16 protein-coding genes are annotated in these 16,636 nt (G+C 68.3%); 2 read left to right on the top strand and 14 right to left on the bottom strand.

What is annotated here, in order from left to right; all coding sequences use genetic code 11:
* Positions 1-116 precede the first annotated feature (116 nt).
* The 8 genes from ypfJ to BLT03_RS05645 all read right to left on the bottom strand — a co-directional run bounded on the left by ypfJ (position 117) and on the right by BLT03_RS05645 (position 10,055).
* Positions 117-995, bottom strand: coding sequence for a KPN_02809 family neutral zinc metallopeptidase (ypfJ, locus tag BLT03_RS05610; protein ID WP_092741206.1), 879 nt, complete (start codon positions 993-995; stop codon positions 117-119).
* A 91-nt stretch (positions 996-1,086) separates the two neighbouring features.
* Positions 1,087-1,323, bottom strand: coding sequence for a hypothetical protein (locus BLT03_RS05615; protein WP_139160331.1), 237 nt, complete (start codon positions 1,321-1,323; stop codon positions 1,087-1,089).
* A gap of 204 nt (positions 1,324-1,527) precedes the next feature.
* Positions 1,528-1,842: a hypothetical protein gene (locus tag BLT03_RS05620; RefSeq protein ID WP_245711256.1), complete on the bottom strand. Its 315-nt coding sequence runs from the start codon at positions 1,840-1,842 to the stop codon at positions 1,528-1,530.
* A 156-nt stretch (positions 1,843-1,998) separates the two neighbouring features.
* The gene (gene dcd / locus BLT03_RS05625; protein WP_092741210.1) at positions 1,999-2,565 is read right to left on the bottom strand and encodes a dCTP deaminase; all 567 of its coding nucleotides are present in this window, start codon (positions 2,563-2,565) and stop codon (positions 1,999-2,001) included.
* 98 nt (positions 2,566-2,663) lie between these two features.
* The gene (gene guaD, locus BLT03_RS05630; protein WP_092741212.1) at positions 2,664-3,947 is read right to left on the bottom strand and encodes a guanine deaminase; all 1,284 of its coding nucleotides are present in this window, start codon (positions 3,945-3,947) and stop codon (positions 2,664-2,666) included.
* A 68-nt stretch (positions 3,948-4,015) separates the two neighbouring features.
* On the bottom strand, positions 4,016-5,485 hold the full coding sequence (locus BLT03_RS05635; RefSeq protein ID WP_092741214.1) for an FAD/NAD(P)-binding protein: 1,470 nt from the start codon (positions 5,483-5,485) through the stop codon (positions 4,016-4,018).
* Positions 5,486-5,557: 72 nt separating this feature from the next.
* A complete protein-coding gene (locus BLT03_RS05640) occupies positions 5,558-8,851 on the bottom strand; it encodes a beta-keto acid cleavage family enzyme (RefSeq protein WP_092741216.1) in 3,294 nt (1,097 codons plus the stop codon).
* 247 nt (positions 8,852-9,098) lie between these two features.
* The gene (locus BLT03_RS05645; protein ID WP_092741959.1) at positions 9,099-10,055 is read right to left on the bottom strand and encodes a LysR substrate-binding domain-containing protein; all 957 of its coding nucleotides are present in this window, start codon (positions 10,053-10,055) and stop codon (positions 9,099-9,101) included.
* Positions 10,056-10,223: 168 nt separating this feature from the next.
* Here BLT03_RS05645 and BLT03_RS05650 point away from each other — a divergent pair, with 168 nt between their 5' ends.
* Positions 10,224-10,979, top strand: coding sequence for a sulfite exporter TauE/SafE family protein (locus tag BLT03_RS05650; RefSeq protein ID WP_092741218.1), 756 nt, complete (start codon positions 10,224-10,226; stop codon positions 10,977-10,979).
* Positions 10,980-11,036: 57 nt separating this feature from the next.
* Here the strand turns inward: BLT03_RS05650 and BLT03_RS05655 are convergent, their stop codons facing one another.
* The gene (locus BLT03_RS05655) at positions 11,037-12,170 is read right to left on the bottom strand and encodes a BMP family ABC transporter substrate-binding protein (RefSeq protein ID WP_092741220.1); all 1,134 of its coding nucleotides are present in this window, start codon (positions 12,168-12,170) and stop codon (positions 11,037-11,039) included.
* A 264-nt stretch (positions 12,171-12,434) separates the two neighbouring features.
* Positions 12,435-13,367, bottom strand: a complete 933-nt coding sequence (locus tag BLT03_RS05660) for a LysR substrate-binding domain-containing protein (RefSeq protein ID WP_092741222.1) — start codon at positions 13,365-13,367, stop codon at positions 12,435-12,437.
* Positions 13,368-13,485: 118 nt separating this feature from the next.
* On the opposite strand from BLT03_RS05660, the gene BLT03_RS05665 reads away from it, so the two are divergent.
* Complete coding sequence (locus tag BLT03_RS05665; RefSeq protein WP_092741224.1) at positions 13,486-13,884, top strand: tautomerase family protein; 399 nt, start codon at positions 13,486-13,488, stop codon at positions 13,882-13,884.
* Between the two features lie 25 nt (positions 13,885-13,909).
* Here BLT03_RS05665 and BLT03_RS05670 read toward each other — a convergent pair whose 3' ends face one another.
* From BLT03_RS05670 to BLT03_RS05685, 4 genes are all read right to left on the bottom strand, one after another.
* Positions 13,910-14,173: a hypothetical protein gene (locus BLT03_RS05670; RefSeq protein WP_092741226.1), complete on the bottom strand. Its 264-nt coding sequence runs from the start codon at positions 14,171-14,173 to the stop codon at positions 13,910-13,912.
* An 82-nt stretch (positions 14,174-14,255) separates the two neighbouring features.
* Positions 14,256-15,170, bottom strand: a complete 915-nt coding sequence (locus BLT03_RS05675) for a DUF429 domain-containing protein (protein WP_092741229.1) — start codon at positions 15,168-15,170, stop codon at positions 14,256-14,258.
* Between the two features lie 6 nt (positions 15,171-15,176).
* Positions 15,177-16,058, bottom strand: coding sequence for an EamA family transporter (locus BLT03_RS05680; RefSeq protein WP_092741231.1), 882 nt, complete (start codon positions 16,056-16,058; stop codon positions 15,177-15,179).
* A 154-nt stretch (positions 16,059-16,212) separates the two neighbouring features.
* Positions 16,213-16,635 carry a BLUF domain-containing protein gene (locus BLT03_RS05685; RefSeq protein ID WP_092741233.1) on the bottom strand — a complete coding sequence of 141 codons (423 nt, stop codon included), beginning with the start codon at positions 16,633-16,635 and terminating at the stop codon, positions 16,213-16,215.
* Between the last annotated feature and the right edge of the window lies 1 nt (position 16,636).

Here is a 16,636-nt window from a genome sequence, read left to right on the forward strand (position 1 = left end):
AGGCGTTTGGCCGCGGCGCCAACCTTGCTATTCAATCAATAGCAACAAACGCTGGCTGAGTAAGCGCTGCAGCATTCCAGCACCGTTGCGCCAGCGCAGCAGTTGCTGCGCGCGCACTACAGACTGCGGGCCGAGAACGTGTCGCAAGCCTTCACGCTGCCGTTTTCCAGGCCGGTGTGGAACCACCGCTGGCGCTGGGCGCTGGTGCCGTGGGTGAAGCTGTCGGGCACCACCGCACCACCGCCGGCGCGCTGCAAGGCGTCGTCACCGATCTTGGCCGCCGCATTCATGGCTTCTTCGACGTCGCCTTGCTCCAAAATTTGCCGGGCGCTCTGTGCGTGGTGTGCCCAGACGCCGGCAAAGCAGTCGGCCTGCAGTTCCAGGCGGACCGACAACTGGTTGTATTGCACCTTGCTGACGCGGCCGCGCATCTCATCCACTTTGGCGCTGATGCCCATCAGGTTCTGCACGTGGTGACCGACCTCATGGGCGATCACGTAGGCTTGCGCAAAGTCCCCGGGGGCACCCAGGCGGTTCTTGAGGGTTTCGTAGAAGCCCAGGTCGATGTACACCTTGCGGTCGCCCGGGCAGTAGAACGGCCCCATGGCAGCTTGCCCGGTGCCGCAGGCTGTGGGCGTAGAGCCGCGGAACAGCACGAGTTTTGGGTCCTGATAGGCACTGCCGCTCTGGCGGAAGATACCCGTCCACACGTCTTCGGTATCGGCCAGAACGGTAGAGACGAAGCGCGCCATCTTGTCGTCCGCGGGTGGACGGTGCGCAGGGGCCTGTTGAACCTGGGCAGGGGCGCCCCCGCCACCGCTCAGCAATCCCAGGATCGTCAGGGGGTTGATGCCGAAGATCCAGCCGCCCAGCAGCGCGACCACGATGGTCCCGATCCCGATGCTGCGCCCACCGAACACCGGCATGCCGCCGCCCCCGCCTCCATCGCGGCGGTCCTCGACGTTGTCCGACTCGCGATTGCCTTCCCACTTCATACGGTTCTCCTGCGTGCCGATGCGGGCACAACGCGCCGGATATTACGCCCGTGCCGAGCGCCCGGCACATGGCGTGTTCTGCCGGAGCGCATCAAGGCTGCTGCTCGCCGAAGGCAGGGGCGTCTGCGGTGGCATAGGCTGTCGCGGGCGAAGCCTGCAGGCCCCTTGCCACCCAACTCGACTGGCGCTCCGCCGCATGCTGCACTTGCCCCTGCACCACCCAGCCCAGCGCAGCCAGCTGCCCCACGATCACGGCAGCGCCGAGAACGATGGGCCAAGGGCGCCGTGGAGCCGTATCGCGGACGGGAGGATGGAAATCGTCGTGCATGGAAAGCCTCTTGATGGGGATGAACTGGATGCTAGCCATGGCACTGCGGCCAAAAACCCGGTCAAGGGCGTGCCCGAGCGTAGGACGCCAGCGGTGGAGCCGCGTAGGGCTTGAACACACAGGGAGAACCGATGTACGCAGAGATTCAGCCCCGCGACAGGACCACTGCACCGGGTTCACCTCCGCCCTCGTGCACCTTTCAGATCAGCGGGAACACCAGTGCACGCTGGCGGCGGCTGGCTCGGCATCCTCGAAGTATTCGGAAAGCTCCTGCACCAGCGCCTGCAGAGCGCAACCCGGCATGGCTCGGGCTCGCTCGATCTGCTGCAGTGCGTAGCTGCGATCACCCAGCATCATGGCCGCGCTGATGCAGTGGCCCCGCGCGGCCATCTGCAGCAGGAACGCATCGAGCGTTTCAGCCGGCCAGTAACGGGACAAGCCTCCGGAGCCGTGCAGCACCTGCGAAAGGCCCGTGCGCTCGGCCTGAAAAGACGAAACAGCGTGTTGGATAGCGGGCATGGTGGACTCCTCGGAAGCGTTCTGCGCAACGTTTACAGCATCCAACCAGATGCAACACAGAACCTTGGGCGAATGGTAAGGAGCCCCGTTCAGGGAGGCTTGCAGCGAAAAAGCCGACGCGGTGTAGGACGCAGCCGCTGCGCCGAACACTGCCGATCAGGCCTTGGGCAGGGTCACCCCGCTCTGCCCCTGATACTTTCCACCCCGGTCTTTGTAACTCACGTCACAGACCTCGTCGCTTTCGAAGAAAAGCACCTGCGCGCACCCTTCACCCGCATAGATGCGGGCCGGCAACGGCGTGGTGTTGCTGAATTCGAGGGTGACATAACCCTCCCATTCGGGCTCGAACGGCGTGACGTTCACGATGATTCCGCAGCGGGCGTACGTGCTCTTGCCCAGGCAGATGGTCAGCACGTTGCGGGGAATGCGAAAGTACTCCACCGTGCGCGCCAGCGCGAAGCTGTTGGGAGGAATGATGCAGCTGTCGCCCTCGAAGTCGACGAAGCTCTTTTCGTCGAAATTCTTCGGGTCCACCACGGTGCTGTGGATGTTGGTGAACACCTTGAATTCCGGGGCGCAGCGGATGTCATAGCCATAGCTGCTGGTGCCGTAGCTGATGATCTTTCGGCCTTCGGCCTCGCGCACCTGGTTGGGCTCGAAGGGCTGGATCATTCCGGTCTGCTCCGCCATGCGGCGAATCCACTTGTCGCTTTTGATGCTCATTGCTCACTCCTGCTGGGCCGCCATTGTAGATAGAGCCTGCCATGCGGGACACTATATTTTTCATAGCTGCCCGCGCTTTACCAACGTGCGCCAGAGGCCTATTTGGCTTGAGAAATCACGGTGCGCTCGATGACGCGGTCGTCCCCCAGCACGATCATGGCGAACAGCAGTTCATCCAGATTGGCCGCCTGCGCGGTCTTGCGAGCCAGCAGCGGCGTGGCGCCCGGGTCAAGCACCACGAAGTCGGCCTCGCAGCCCGGCTGCAGGTTGCCGATCACGCCGGCCAGCCCCAGCGCGCGCGCTGCACCGGCCGTGTGCTGCCACCACAGGGCCTGGGGCGAGAGCGACAGGCCGGGCTTGGTCTGGCCTTCCCGCCCCACGTAGTAGGCGGCGAGCATGGTGTGAAACGGGCTGAAACTCGTGCCGCCGCCCACATCGCTCGCCAGCCCGTAGCGAAACCCGACCCGGTCGGCGCCCGCGTAGTCGAAGAAGCCGCTGCCCAGAAAGAGATTGCTGGTGGGGCTGACGGCGGCCACGGCCCCCGTGTCGCGCATCAAGGCGCGGTCGGCATCGTCGAAATGGATGCAGTGGGCGTACACGGCGCGCTCGCGCATCAGCCCGAAATCGTCGTACACCGCCAGATAGCTGCGCGCCGCAGGGAACAGCTCGCGGGCCCAGCGGATTTCGTCCTTGTTCTCGGCCACGTGCGACTGGATCCATACCTCGGGGTAGCGGGCGGCCAGTTCTCCCGCGCCGCGCAATTGGGCCTCTGTGCAGCTGGGCGCGAAGCGCGGCGTGATGGCATAGCTCAGCCGGTCCTTGCCGTGCCAGCGGCCGATCAACGCTTCGGTGTCCAGCAACGACTGCCGGGTTTCGTCGCGCACGCCGTCGGGCGAGTGGCGGTCCTGCAGCACCTTGCCGGCGATCAGGCGCAACCCGCGCGCCTGGGCCTCCTGCATCAGCGCATCCACAGAAGCCGGGTGCGAGGTCGCGAAGGTGAGCGCGGTGGTCACGCCGTTGCGCAGCAGTTCGTCGAGGAACACGGTGGCCACGCCCGCGGCATAGCCCGGGTCGTAAAAGCGCGATTCGTGGGGAAAGGTGTAGTTTTCAAGCCATGGCAGCAGGCCGTCGGCGGGCGAGCCGATCACGTCGGTCTGCGGGAAATGCACGTGCATGTCGACGAAACCCGGTGCGATGATGCGGCCGGGCCAGTGCACCACCGGCCACTGCGCGTACTGGGGGGCGAGTGTTTGCCAGGCGCCAGCGGCCAGCACACGCTGTCGCCCTTGGGCATCGGAACCGACGGCCAGCAGGCCATCTTCTTCATACAGGGCCGAATGGTCGTCGGCAAAACGCAGCAGGCCGGAGCGATAGATTTGCATGGCGGCAGCTTACCGCCGTGCAGCCCGCTTTTCATGCGCCGCAGCGCATGGGCGCCATACCGCTGGCGCTACACCGCCAGCCGGTCCCACTCCAAAGCGTCCAGGCGCTTCGCCGCTGGCGGGCCGGCAGGCATCCGGCCCAGTTGGCCCGCGACGCATTGGGCGTGCAGCGCCAGCCGCTCGATGGCGGACACGTAGAACAGCGCACCCTGCGTCAACGCGCCGATGGCGAACAGCCCTGGCTGGCCGGCCACCTGCAGGTTCTGCGCATCGACCGCGATTCCCCCGAATTCATGCTGGCGGATCAAGCCCCGGTCGATCAGGTTTTCAAGCAGTGGCGAGTCGATTCGCGCCAGATTGCCCGCCACGCCGGTCGCATCCAGAATGCCGTCGAGTTCCAGCGTTCCGCCCGCCATGGCTACGCAAAATCCCGGCCGCCCCACGGCCAGTTGGGTGGCCCGGTAGCCAGAATGGACCGTCAGCCGACCGCTTTCGAGCAACGCCTGGACCTTGCGCGCGTTGTCCAGCGGCATGGGATGCCGGTAGCTCATCCAAAGGCCCTGGTATTTGCGGAAGAAACGGCGCTTCTGGTCTGGCCGCAGGGCAGTCCAGCAGCGATCGATGTCGTCTTTGGTAGCGTCCAACTGCCATTGCCAGTCGCGCACGGACTGGGCCGCCGCGATTTCGCGGCCGATGCGCGCGAGCGGATCGCGGATCGTCATGAGGCCCGGGTATTCAGGCGCGTAGGGCCCGCTCTGGCGAAACCACCGCAAGAAGCCGCTCAGCGTGTCGCCGGCATAGCGTGGCCTCGGGCGGACCGGGGGCACGGCGGGCACGGCTCCGCGGACCAGCGGTAACTGGCCGGAATGGGAGTACATGTGAATGCGCTCCACGCCGAGCCGGCCCAGCAACAGCGCCATGTCGATGGCCGTGAGCTTGGTGCCCAGAATGCCGATGCGTGCGTTCCGCGGCAGCGCTGCCTTGATGGCGCCCAGGTCGTGGTAGGGGTTGGCGTGGTAGTGCGCAACGCCCGGGAATGGCGACCGTTTCTTCAAATGCCCCATCGCCAGCACGACCTGGTCCACCGGCCAGGCGTGGTGCGCAGTGGCCACCTGGAAACCGCTGGCTCCGCGCTCGATGTCGGTCACCGCCTGCGCGATGCGCACGAGCTTCACGCCGCGCGCGGCGAGCGCGTCTTCGGCCTGCCGGGCGATGTGCTGCAGATAGGCGCCCATGAGCGACCGGCGCACGTAGGTTCCCTGTGTCCCCTGTCCGCCCGCTGGCGCATTGCCCGCGCATTCCAGCCAGCGGTCGAACCCGTCGGGCTGGCCGACATTCACGCTCAGCAGGGACGACGCCATGTTGAGAATGAACTCGCCATCGTTGGTGTCCTGCCCATAGGGCAGGCCTGGACCGAACCCGCCCGCCTCGTCGAAAAGCAGCACCTCAGAAATCCCGGCGTGGTGGGCCGCGCGGCTCAGCGCCTGCGTGACGAGGGTGCCGCTGCAGCCGCCCCCGATGATTGCGATCCTAGCCATGGTCGTGGACCTCCCGGGAGGATGTCCGGGCGGATGCCGGGCCCCGATGCGGCGAATGCCGTGGCCGCCACATCACCCGCGCTCCATCGCTGTGGCAAGCACCGGCACGCGAACTCTCGGGGCCGAGGTGGCATGCGACGGCGCGCCGTGCTTTGCGAAATGCTGGCGCAGCAGCATGTCCGCGCGCAGCGAAGGGGCCGCGGTCTGCAGCAAAGCCACCAGTTCGATCAGAGACGCCGGAGCGCCCTCCAGATACCTGCGGATGGAATGACCATCGTGCAGTCGCACCGGGTCCTCCCGCAGCACCACACCTGACAGGCGGAGCAGCAGCTTTTTTTGTTCGCCCTTGCGCAGGATCCAGTGGGCTTCGGTATAGCGGAACGTTTCGTCGCCCCGGTGCGGGATCAAGGGCGCCAGGCTCCAGGTGCCGTTAACGCTGCCGCAGAGGTAGTCCGGCGTGGTGGTGCCCGCCACGCTGCGCACATCGTTCAGCGCCGTGACATCGACGATGGGCGTGCCCAGGACGGACAGGTTCACATCGCAGGCCGACGCGAACGACAGCGCGACGGCGCGGTTGAAAATTTCTTCCTGCTCCTGCACCGAATACCCCAGCCGCTGAAGGTCTGCCCGCGCGGCATTGTCGATTTGCTGGATCGTCGCGATGCCCGAGCTGTGCGCTAGAAAATGCAGCCGCGCCAGATCTTCGATGCCCTGGAACGACAGCCGACCCATCGGGCGCCCATCGCGGTTCAGCGGAAGGCCCGCCGCGTCGCGTTCCACCAGCCCTGCCGCGTTCCATGCCAGTGCCTGCGGCTGCGCGACGAGACGGGGCAACACCACGCGCTCGTAGATGAGGCGGGACGAATGGCTGACCACCTGCGCATGGACCTGCGTGTTCAGCGTGAACCGGTTGTGCAGCATGCTGGATTCGATCAGCACCGTGCCGCAGGCGTCGATGCCGGCATGGGCGATGCCCAGCACCTCGGCGGCCGGCTGCGTGCGCTCCAGGAACCGCGCGAAGGTAGCCGTGAGCCCGGTGGACAGCTTCAAACCCTCCGGGTAATGGGTGGTGGGCGTGCTGGGCAGAACGACCCACGCTCCGCGGGCCACCGCAGCCTGCACCGCTGCCATCTCCATGTCGGGCGCCATCGCCAGGGCCACGCTGCGCGGTGCATCGCGGTACATACGGATGCCTGCGATCTTGGCCTCGGCTTCAGCACCCGCCCCCGCACGCAATGCCACGGCACGCTCGTGAATGGCTTCGAACAGCACGGCCATGGCCGCGCTGTAGCCCGGATGGCTGCGCACCGCGGTGTGCACGATGTCGGTCCGGTCTTCGGTATAGCGGCACGGAATGGAGGTGAGGAACTCCAGAAACCGCAGGTCCTGACCCTTGAACTGCGCGGGGCGCACCTGATAGGCGTGCGGCGCCAGGCCTGAATCAGCGGCCATCGCCTGCAGCGCCGCATCCCACAGCCCGCCGGGACGCTGCTGGTCGGCCAGCAGTTCGCGCACGAAGTTCAGGGCCTGCAGCGGATAGACGTTTCGAAAGGCGCCCGCCCCTTCGGCCGGATATCGGTCTCGCTCTTCCACGAAGAAGCGCGCATACAGACCGTGGTCGCGCAGGGCCGCCAGCGCGAGGTCGCCCGCCGCTGCGACCTGCCGATCCGCGGGCAGACGGGCCGCATCGGCTTCCAGTGCCGCCAGAAACCGCCACTCCCGCGCCGCGTAGGCGGGCTGAAGCGGCGCCAGCGCAGCGAGCACCGGGCCAGCGATCGCTCTCGGACGGGCCAGGGGCTCCGTGGCCGCCAGCGGCTGCAGCCGCGCAATCGCCTCCTGCAGCAGTGCGACGTCCGGATGGGGCATGTCCAGCGCCATGCGCGCTTCCTCGGCGGTCAGCACGGTGGCGCCCAGGGCCTGCAATTGCTCTCGCACATAGCGCACCTGTTCCGCCGTGGTGCCGCGGCGCCAGCCACTGGCCATTTCCGGATCGGGCACGTTCAACGCGTCTTCCAGGCCCACCCGAACGCCGTCGAGGCCAAGAGCCACCGCCAGGCGTGCCAGCAGAACGATCATCGGGCCGGGCACCAGGGCCGACACCTTGGCGCCCGGGCATTCGCTGCGGATGCGGTCCACCACCGGCCGCAGCCATTGCACAGCCCGGGCCAGGGCCTGCTCGAAGGCTTCCGCGGAACCTTCGGCCAGCAAGCGCAGGATGTCTTTTCGCTCCGCCACGGGCAGCAAGGAGTCGTCCACCACGCCGCCCTGCGGCAGGCGCCGGTGCTGGTCCACGCCCACCACCAGCATGAACAGCACGGGCGAGCCCACCGATCGCAGGCTGGCTTGGTGCTCGCCCAGCGCGCCGTCCAGGATGGCGCTGTTGAACACTTCGACCTCCGGCCGCACCTTCGATTGCCGGCAGTGCGCGATCTGCGCCGCCAGGAAAGCCGGCGGGTTTTCATAGCCGCCGCCCGCCTGGAAGATCACCGGCCCCGGGCTTAAGGACCCCATTTCCGGCGCACGCTGCTGCGCGCCATAGGCCCGCAGGTGCACCCGGCGCACAGGACTTTCGAAATCGGCGGCACCGCCGCGCACGCTGGTGGACAGGTTGAGGATGGCCGCGGGCGCCAACTGGTGCAGCCGCGGCACGATGGCCGCGTACTGCGCCTCGTCGATGTGGTTGGACTGCCGTCCCAGGCGCACCGGGCTGTCCACGCCGGGCACTTGCACCGTCCGCTGGCCGCTGCAGTCCCGCGTGTGCAGGTGCACGATGGCGGCGCCTTCGCGCACCGCCGCCACACTGTGCGCGACGATGGCCTCCGGCGTGATGGGCAGGTGTGGCGATGCCGTGCGCCCGGGGTTCCAGCGGCCTTCGCCGCACTCCACCCAGCCGCGCCCGCGCAGCATCTCCAGCACCTGCGGCGCGTCATTCTCCAGCGCGGCCACCAGCGCAGGCGGCAGGTAGCTCTCGATGCGTTCCCCGCACCATTCCAGGTCGCCGCGGCCGGCCGCTGTCCAGCCCTGGGCGGTCAGCGTCAGCACGAGTTCGCGCGCAGTTTTCACCGAGGCGATGCAGCGCAAAACAGCGCCCGGCAGATGGCGGTGCACATCGGCATCGCCCGCGCGGCGCTCCTGAACGGATGGCGCATCGGCAGCGCCAGCCGGCACCTGGGCCTGCAGGCGGTCGCTCAACGCCAGGCCACCGGCGGGCACCGGCTCCCAACCATCGGCATCCAGATGGGCGGCCAAGCCATGGCCTTGCGCCTCTGCGGCCTTGATGGCGTAGCCGGGCAGAAATTTCGGTGCCTCGGCCAAGGCGTGCTGTGGAACGGCGCCCACTGGCGCAGCCGTGATGAATATTCGCATCGACCTTCCCCTTTTTTTTGTGGATTCGCCGGGGGCGCCACGCTGACAGGGCACTCCAGGCGACGCGCGCCGGGCTGGCACGTCGGTCGCATTACAGCAACGGCCGTGCGGCAGCGACACTACCCATTCGGGTAGTTGCCAGACCCTTGCGGATGTGCAGCCCTCCACGCAAAAAACGGCAACGGCCCGGTGCCGCAATCACTGCCGCCACCAGGCCGTCGGGGGATCGAAAAGCGCGCGCTGCGCGCTATGCCGCGCTCGACGCCTGCGCGGCAGCCTGCTGGGCGCAGACCTCGCGCAGCGCGGCCACGAACAGCGATTGCTCTTCGTAGCGCGCGCCTTCGACCCGCTGGAACAGTGTGATCGGCGGCAGCGTCCAGCCAAACCGGTGGGCGACGATGCCCACGCCCGCGATGCGCGCCAGTTCCTCGGCGATGTCCGCGGGCACGATGGACACCGCTTTTTCGTTGGCGGCGATCAACTCCCCGATGAGCTTGGACGACAGGCTTTCGACGAACGGCGCCGGCGGTGCAACGCCTGCGCGCAGGAAAAAATCGGTGATCTGCTCGCGCATGGGCGTCTGGCGCGCGCCCAGAATCCACTCCAGCCGGGCCAGTTCCTGCCAGGCCAGCGGCTGGCGTCCGAGCCGGGCGGCCAGGCGGCGGTGGGTGATGAGGCGCGGCTCCTGGTGGTACAGCACCTCGTGCTCCAGGCCCTGCATGTCGAGCACGGCAGAGGCGCGGCCGATCACGCAGTCCAGCTCGTGCTGGCGCAGGCGCTCCAGCAGGCGGTCGCTGGTGCCTTCATGGACGGTCACGGTGATCTGCAGACCCTGCGGACGCGTGCGGCCGATGGCAGCGGCCAGCAATCGACCCGACACGAAAGGAATCACACCCACCTGCAGGTGCGCCGCGCGGCCCAGGCCCACGGCTTCGATATCCCGCACCCAGTGGCCCAGGTCTTCCAGCATCGCCCGGGCCCGGGCGATGACCATTTCGCCCAAGGCGGTGGGCGCCATGCCGCGTGCCGAGCGCTGGAACAGCGCGCCGCCGAACATGGCTTCCAGCTCGGCCAGCGCATGCGTGACGGCCGGCTGGCTGGTCGCCATGTGGTGCGCCACCCGGGTGAGCGAGCCATGCTCGGCAATCATTCGCAGCAGCACCAGATGGCGCATCTTGAGCCGCGACGCGAGCCGGGCTTCCATGTCGGGCAGGCTCACGGAGCACCTCCTTCGGTATGTCGATTTACTTATGAGGCAATACTAATTTAGAAAGATTGGTTCATGAGACTTCTCCACAATCCGGGCCCATATGGCGTCGGTCCTTCGCAGGCACGGCGCCTTTCGAAGGAACACATGGGGGAGAAGCGCGCAATGGAGACGATCTACTGGGTGGTGGGCATCGGGGCCGTGGTGGCGGGGTTCGTGCAGGGGCTCTCGGGCTTTGCGTTCGGCATGGTGGCCATGTCGTTCTGGGCCTGGACGCTGGAGCCGCGGCTGGCGGCGGCGCTGGCGGTGTTCGGCGCGCTCACGGGGCAGATCGTCGCGGCGGTGTCGGTGCGGCGGGGGTTCGACGTGCGCACGCTCGCACCGTTCGTGCTGGGCGGGCTGCTGGGCATTCCGCTGGGCGTGGCGCTGCTGCCGCGCCTGGACATGGTGTGGTTCAAGACGCTGCTGGGCGTTTTACTGGTGCTGTGGTGCCCGACCATGCTGATGGCCAAGCGCCTGCCGCGCATTCGCGCGGGCGGCCGCGTGGCCGACGGCATCGTCGGGATGGCCGGCGGCGTGATGGGCGGCATCGGCGGCTTCACCGGCACGCTGCCCACGCTGTGGTGCACCCTGCGCGGCTACGAGAAGGACCAGCAGCGCGCGGTGATCCAGAACTTCAACCTGTCGATGCTGATGGTCACCATGGCCACGTACCTGGGCACCGGCATGGTCACGCGCGACATGCTGCCGTTCTTCGCCATCGTGGCGCCGGCCATGCTGGTGCCCACGCTGCTCGGCACGCGGCTGTACATCGGCCTGAGCGACGTGGCCTTCCGGCAAATCGTGCTGGGGCTGCTCACCGCGTCGGGCGTGGCCCTGCTGGCTTCGTCGCTGCCGCAGCTGGCCGGGCGCTACCTCTAGGCGCTGCGGGCGCTTCGCCCATCGGCGCCGCCGCAGCCTTGGCGCCTGGCCGGGCTTTCAGCGCTGCACGCCTTCGACCAGCCAGTTCATCTGCAGGATCTGCGCGTCGCTGAGCGTCTGGCCTGCGGGAATGACCTCCCGGCCCGCGTTGTCGCGCACCGGCGAGGCGTCGGCGCGGAACGGGTGAAACCGCCCCTGCGCGATATCGTCCTGCCGCGCCAGCACCTCGGCCTTGACGGCAGGCGGCACCTTGGGTCCGAAGCCTTCGACGCGGATCATGCCTTCGCGCACGCCGCCCCAGAGGTTGCCGCTTTTCCACGTGCCGTCGGCCACGGCGCGCACCCGCTGGGTGTAGTAGCCGCCCCACTGGTGCGTGACGGCGAGGATCTGCGCGTCCGGCCCGGTGCGGCGCATGTCGGAGTGGTAGCCGATGGCGAGCTTGCCGCGCTCCTGCGCCGCGGCCATCACGGCGGTGGAGCCGGTGTGGAAGGCCACCACGTCCACGTTCTGATTGAACAGCGCCATGGCCGCGTCGCGCTCCTTGGGCGGGTCGAACCACACGTCCAGCCACACCAGCTTGACGGTCGCCTTCGGATTCACCGAGCGCAGGCCCAGCGTGAACGCGTTGATGCCCTGCAGCACTTCGGGGATCGGAAAGCCGGCCACGTAGCCGGCCACGTTGGTGCGCGTCATGCGCCCGGCGGCGATGCCGGCGAGGTAGCGGCCCTCGTAGTAGCGGGCGTTGGCCGTGGCCACGTTGGGCGCGGTCTGGTAGCCGGTGATGGATTCGAACTTCACGCCGGGATAGTCCCGCGCCACCCGCAGCGTGGGCTCCATGTAGCCGAAGCTGGGCGTGAAGATGATCTGGTGCCCCGTGGCGGCCAGGTCGCGGATCACGCGCTCGGCGTCCGCGCCCTCGGGCACGTTCTCGACGAAGGTGGTGCGCACGCCGCTGCCCAGCGCGGCTTCGACGGCCTTGCGGCCCTCGTCGTGCTGCCGGGTCCAGCCGGCTTCGGTGATGGGCGAGACATAGACGAAGCCCGCTTTGACCGGCGCGGCCGGCACCGCTGGCGCGCCGTTGGAGGCAGCACCAGCAGCGGGACCGTTCGGGCGGGTCTGGCTGGGTTGGGAAAAGGCGGTCGAAAGCAAACAGCAAGCGGCCACGAGCGTGGCAGCGAGGTTTTTGTACATGGTGGTCCTCTACATGGTCCCGGGGATGAAAAACGCGAAAGGCGGCCGGGACAGCCGCCTTTCGGGGAGCGAGATTGTAGTCAGGCCGCCCTGGTTCGCGGGCGCGCAGGGCCATGCTCCCACCTGCAGGGCAGACACTGGCGTTCCAGGATTTGAATGAAAAGTGCCTCCAGCGCAATCAATACGCCGGTGTATCGCTATTAATTTAATAGCACCCAGGTTTTACGGGCGGCAGAACGCCGAACGCGCTCGCGGTGGACTGGCTCAGCCGAACCCCGCCGCCAGCACCTCGCGTGCCTCGCGCACGAACTCCGACTCCCCGGTCCGTGGCGGCAGCAGGAAGAACCCCGCCTGCGGCAAGACCGGCAGGCCGTGGGGTGCCGGCAGCGGCCGCACGCCGGCACACAGCGCCGAGGCATTGAGGCAAGCGACGCCCAGGCCCGCCGCCAGCGCGGACTGCAGCCCGGCCACGCCCGAAGCCAGCAGCGCGATGCTGTAGGGCACCCGGCGGCGCTGCAGCAACGACACGGCGAACTGGTGCAGCGAGCAACTGTCGGGCAGGGCCAGCAGGCGCAGCGGCTCGCCACGGGTGCGCATGAGGCCGGGCGCGGCCATCCAGTGCAGGGCTTCCTGGCGCAAAAGGCGCGGGCTGGACCCCGCGCGGCCCTGGGCCGTGGGTTTGGCGCGGGTCGCCTTCGTGCGCACGGCCGTGCCGGCGCCCGGTCCGCTGCCGTGGCGCGACGGCGGCAGTGCCATGGTGAGGGCCACGTCGAATTCACCGTCGGCATACCCCGCCTCGACCAACCCGCTTTTCTGCACGGTGACCTGCAGCCGCACCTGCGGGTACTGCGCCTCCATGCGCGCCAGCAGGCCGGCCAGTTCGGCAGGGCGAAAGTAATCGGTGATGCCCAGGCGCAGCGTGCCCTGCAGCGCCACGCCATGCAGATCGCGCCAGGCCTCTTCGCTGAGCGCCAGCAGCTTGCGGGCGTGGCCCAGCAGCCGTTCGCCGGCCGCCGTCGGCTGCACGCCGGCCTTGGACCGCAGCAGCAGGGACTGCCCGGCCTGCTCCTCCAGCTTGCGCAGTTGCTCGCTGACGGCGGACTGCGACAGAAACACCCGCGGCGCCCCGGCCGTGAGGCTGCCCGCGTCGATCACGGCGGCGAAGGTGCGAAGCTGGTCGAGAGGAAAGGTGTTCATGGCGGCCCAAAGCGATCCAACGGAAAAACCGATGGATGGTATCCGTACATCCCGCTTTTCAAAAGGATGTGGCGCGCAAAGAATCACCGCATTCGTCCACCACCCTGAGCAACGCACCATGCCCCATACCGTCATCCACCTCTCCGGCCCTGCCGATGCCGCCCTCGCCCGCCGCGCGACCGACGCCGTCGCAGAGATCACCCAGCGCGTGCTGGGCAAGGCACTGCCCGTCATCGCGACCACCGTGCAGTTCATTGCGGCCGAACAGTGGTTCGTGGGCGGTGCCTCGCTGGCGGAACTGGGCCAGAGCGCGTTCCACCTGGACATCAGCATCACCGACGAGACCAACACCAAGGCCGAGAAGGCGCGCTATCTGCGCGAGGTCTACGCAGCGTTCTCCGACCTGTTGCCGCGCCTGCACGAGGTCAGCTACATCCACCTGATCGATGCCCGCGCCGCAGCGTACGGGTACGGCGGGCGCAGCCAGGAATGGCGGCACCAGCAGGCCGGCGTGTAGCGCCCCGGCGCCAAACCGATGGCGCTCAGCGCATCGGGATGACGAACACCCGGCGGCGCGGCTCGCAGCCCGGCCCGTCGTAGGGAGCACTGTCCCGCTCCCAGCCCGCGCCCGGCGACACCTGGGCGCAGACGCGCTTGCCGTCGATCTTGCTGCGCCAGAAGTACCAGGGCGCAGGCGCCGCCCCCACCGCGCCGACGAGGCATGCAGCCGCCACCAGCGCGGCGCAGCAGCGCAACGCCACAGCCCCGGGCTGGCGGATGGAGCAACGGTCGGGCAACGAAGTCATGGCTGCGAGAAAAGGTAAGAACCGGGCTGAAATGCGCCCCGGGTGCATTGTGGCCCTGCCGCCTTCATCACCTCACATCACGTCACGGCGACCGAACAGGCACCGGCGCACCCGCAGCGCCTTCCGGCCAGGGCGCCGAGACGATCCAGCCCTCCAGCGCGTCCAGGCCCGGCGGCAGGCCATACAGCGCGTCGCCCTGCTGGTGGCGCTGCAGCGCCCACGCGGCCTGCACCAGGCACAGCACGGCGTCCAGCCGGTCGCCGCTGGCGTCGTCCACCAGCGCGTCGCGCTGCGCGTGCGTGAGCTTGAGGCGCAGCCCCAGCCGCGTGGCGCCGTTCTCCAGCGCGGTGACCAGGTCCTTGCGGGCGATGAGGCGGTCGGGCGTCTGCTTGGCGCGGTCGTCGCTTTTGTAGCTGCGCCGGGCCAGGATCTCGCGGGCCAGCAGGCCGGGATAGGCCTCCAGCGCCACGCGGGCCGGGTCGCCGTCGTGCAGGCCGGGCAGATGCACGCCGGCGTCGAGCAGCAGTGGCACGCCGGCGTGCAGCATGTAGGCGACGGGCGGGTTGACCCATTTCATCGACGGGCTGGAGCCCGCGGGGCCGTCGGTGGCACGGTGCGCGAACTTCCCTCCCACCGGCCGCGCGTCGCAGAACGCCGCGAAGGTCTCGCGAATCTGGGCGCGGCTCAGGCGGCGGTAGTGCTCCATGCTGGCATGCCAGGTGAGCGGCCAGTTCAAGTGCGAGAGCAGCTCGCGCGGCAGGCCGAACGGCAGGTCGAACCCGCCCACCCAGGCGCGGGGCTCGGCCAGCCATTGGCCGAACCCGGCCAGCGTGTCGAAACGCTCCAGCCCCGTCAGCACCACGCGCGGGCCGGCCAGTTGGCCGGTGGCCACCACGATGGGTTTGGCTCGGCTCGGGCTGCTGGAGAAGTCGCAGCCGATCAGCACTGGCGGCAACGGCAGCGACGGCAACGTCGGGGTGGCGTTCGACGGGTCCATGCCCGGCTAGCCCAGCGCCAGCGCGGTCACGCCCGCAGCGATCAGCACCGCGCCCGCGATGCGCGCCGCACGGTCGCCTTCGCCCAGCAGGTGCCCGCCGATGAGCGCCGCGAACAGCATCGACACCTCGCGCGCCGGCGCCACGTGCGACAGCGGCGCCTCCTGCATGGCATAGAGCACCAGCACGTAGGCGATGGGGCTCACCAGCGCCACCAGCAGCGCGAAGCGCCACTGCGCGCGCCACAGCACGCGCGCGGCCGGCATGTCGCGCAGCACCACGGGCGCCAGCACCGCCACGCGCACGAAGTTGCCCATGTAGTCCACCAGGATCGGCGACATGCGCAGCACCTTGACCGCGTAGCCGTCCACCACCGTGTAGCTGGCGATGAACGCGCCGGTGAGCACGCCGTAGCGCATGCCCGCATGCACCCGTTGCCGTGCCGCCGGGTCGTGTGCCGCGCGCAGCAGTGCCGGGCCGCCGGCGATCAGGAACACGCCGCCCACCACGCCCGCGATGCCGAAGCCCCCGAGCAGCGAGATCTGCTCGCCCAGGAACGTGATCGCGACGAACGAGGACAACAGCGGCCCGGAGCCGCGCGCCAGCGGGTACACCACGGTGAGGTCGGCCTTGCGGTAGCCGCGCAGCAAGATGACGTAGTACGCCACGTGCAGCAGCCCGCTCGCCACCACGAAGCCCCATTCCTTCGCGCCCCATTCGGGCACCGCGTCGCGCCCGAGCCACCAGCCCAGCGGCGCCCAGATCACCATCATCAGCACCGAGGTGAAGAAGGCGAAGCGCGAATCGCCGCCGGCCTTCTTGGCCGCGATGTTCCAGCAGGCGTGGATGAGGCCGGCCAGCAGGATGAGCGCGAAGGCGTTGAAGGTCACGGCGCTGAAAGAAGAAGAAGAAAAAGAAAACCGGAAGGAAGCGAGACAGCGGAGGAAGGCCCGAATGCAAGAGGCCGCAGCGCATGGTGCCTGCGGCCTCGGGGCGCCAAACAGCGAGAAAGGCGGTGAAAAACCGCGAAAAAAACCGCCGCTGCTAGGCGCGTCCGATGATGGACGCGGTGGCCATCAGCTCTTCCAGCAGCGCGAACGACACGCGGCCCGACACCGAATACGGGTCCAGCTCGGGCTTTTCGGAGTATTTGAGCAAGATCGAATGGTTGATCTTGGTGAGGTTGACCTGGCCCATGGTCCAGCCGCCGAAGCGCCGCTCGTGGATCTCCTCGAAGTGCAGCAGTTCCACGTTCTTGTGGCGCGGGTCTTTCTGGATGTGGCCGTAGAGGTCGCTCACGGCGGAGCGGCCGCCCTCGATCGCCTGCAAAAAGACGCCCCCGCCGTAGCAGAGCACGCCGGTGATGCCGCAGGTGGGGTTGTGCTGGCGCGACTGGCTGAGGATGGCTTCGATCGCATCGGGAGACGGGTCCACGGCGCGGCTGGCGTAAAGCAGGCGTACGAGCATG

The sequence above is a fragment of the Paracidovorax valerianellae genome (assembly GCF_900102625.1).
Classification (GTDB): Bacteria; Pseudomonadota; Gammaproteobacteria; order Burkholderiales; family Burkholderiaceae_C; genus Paracidovorax; species Paracidovorax valerianellae.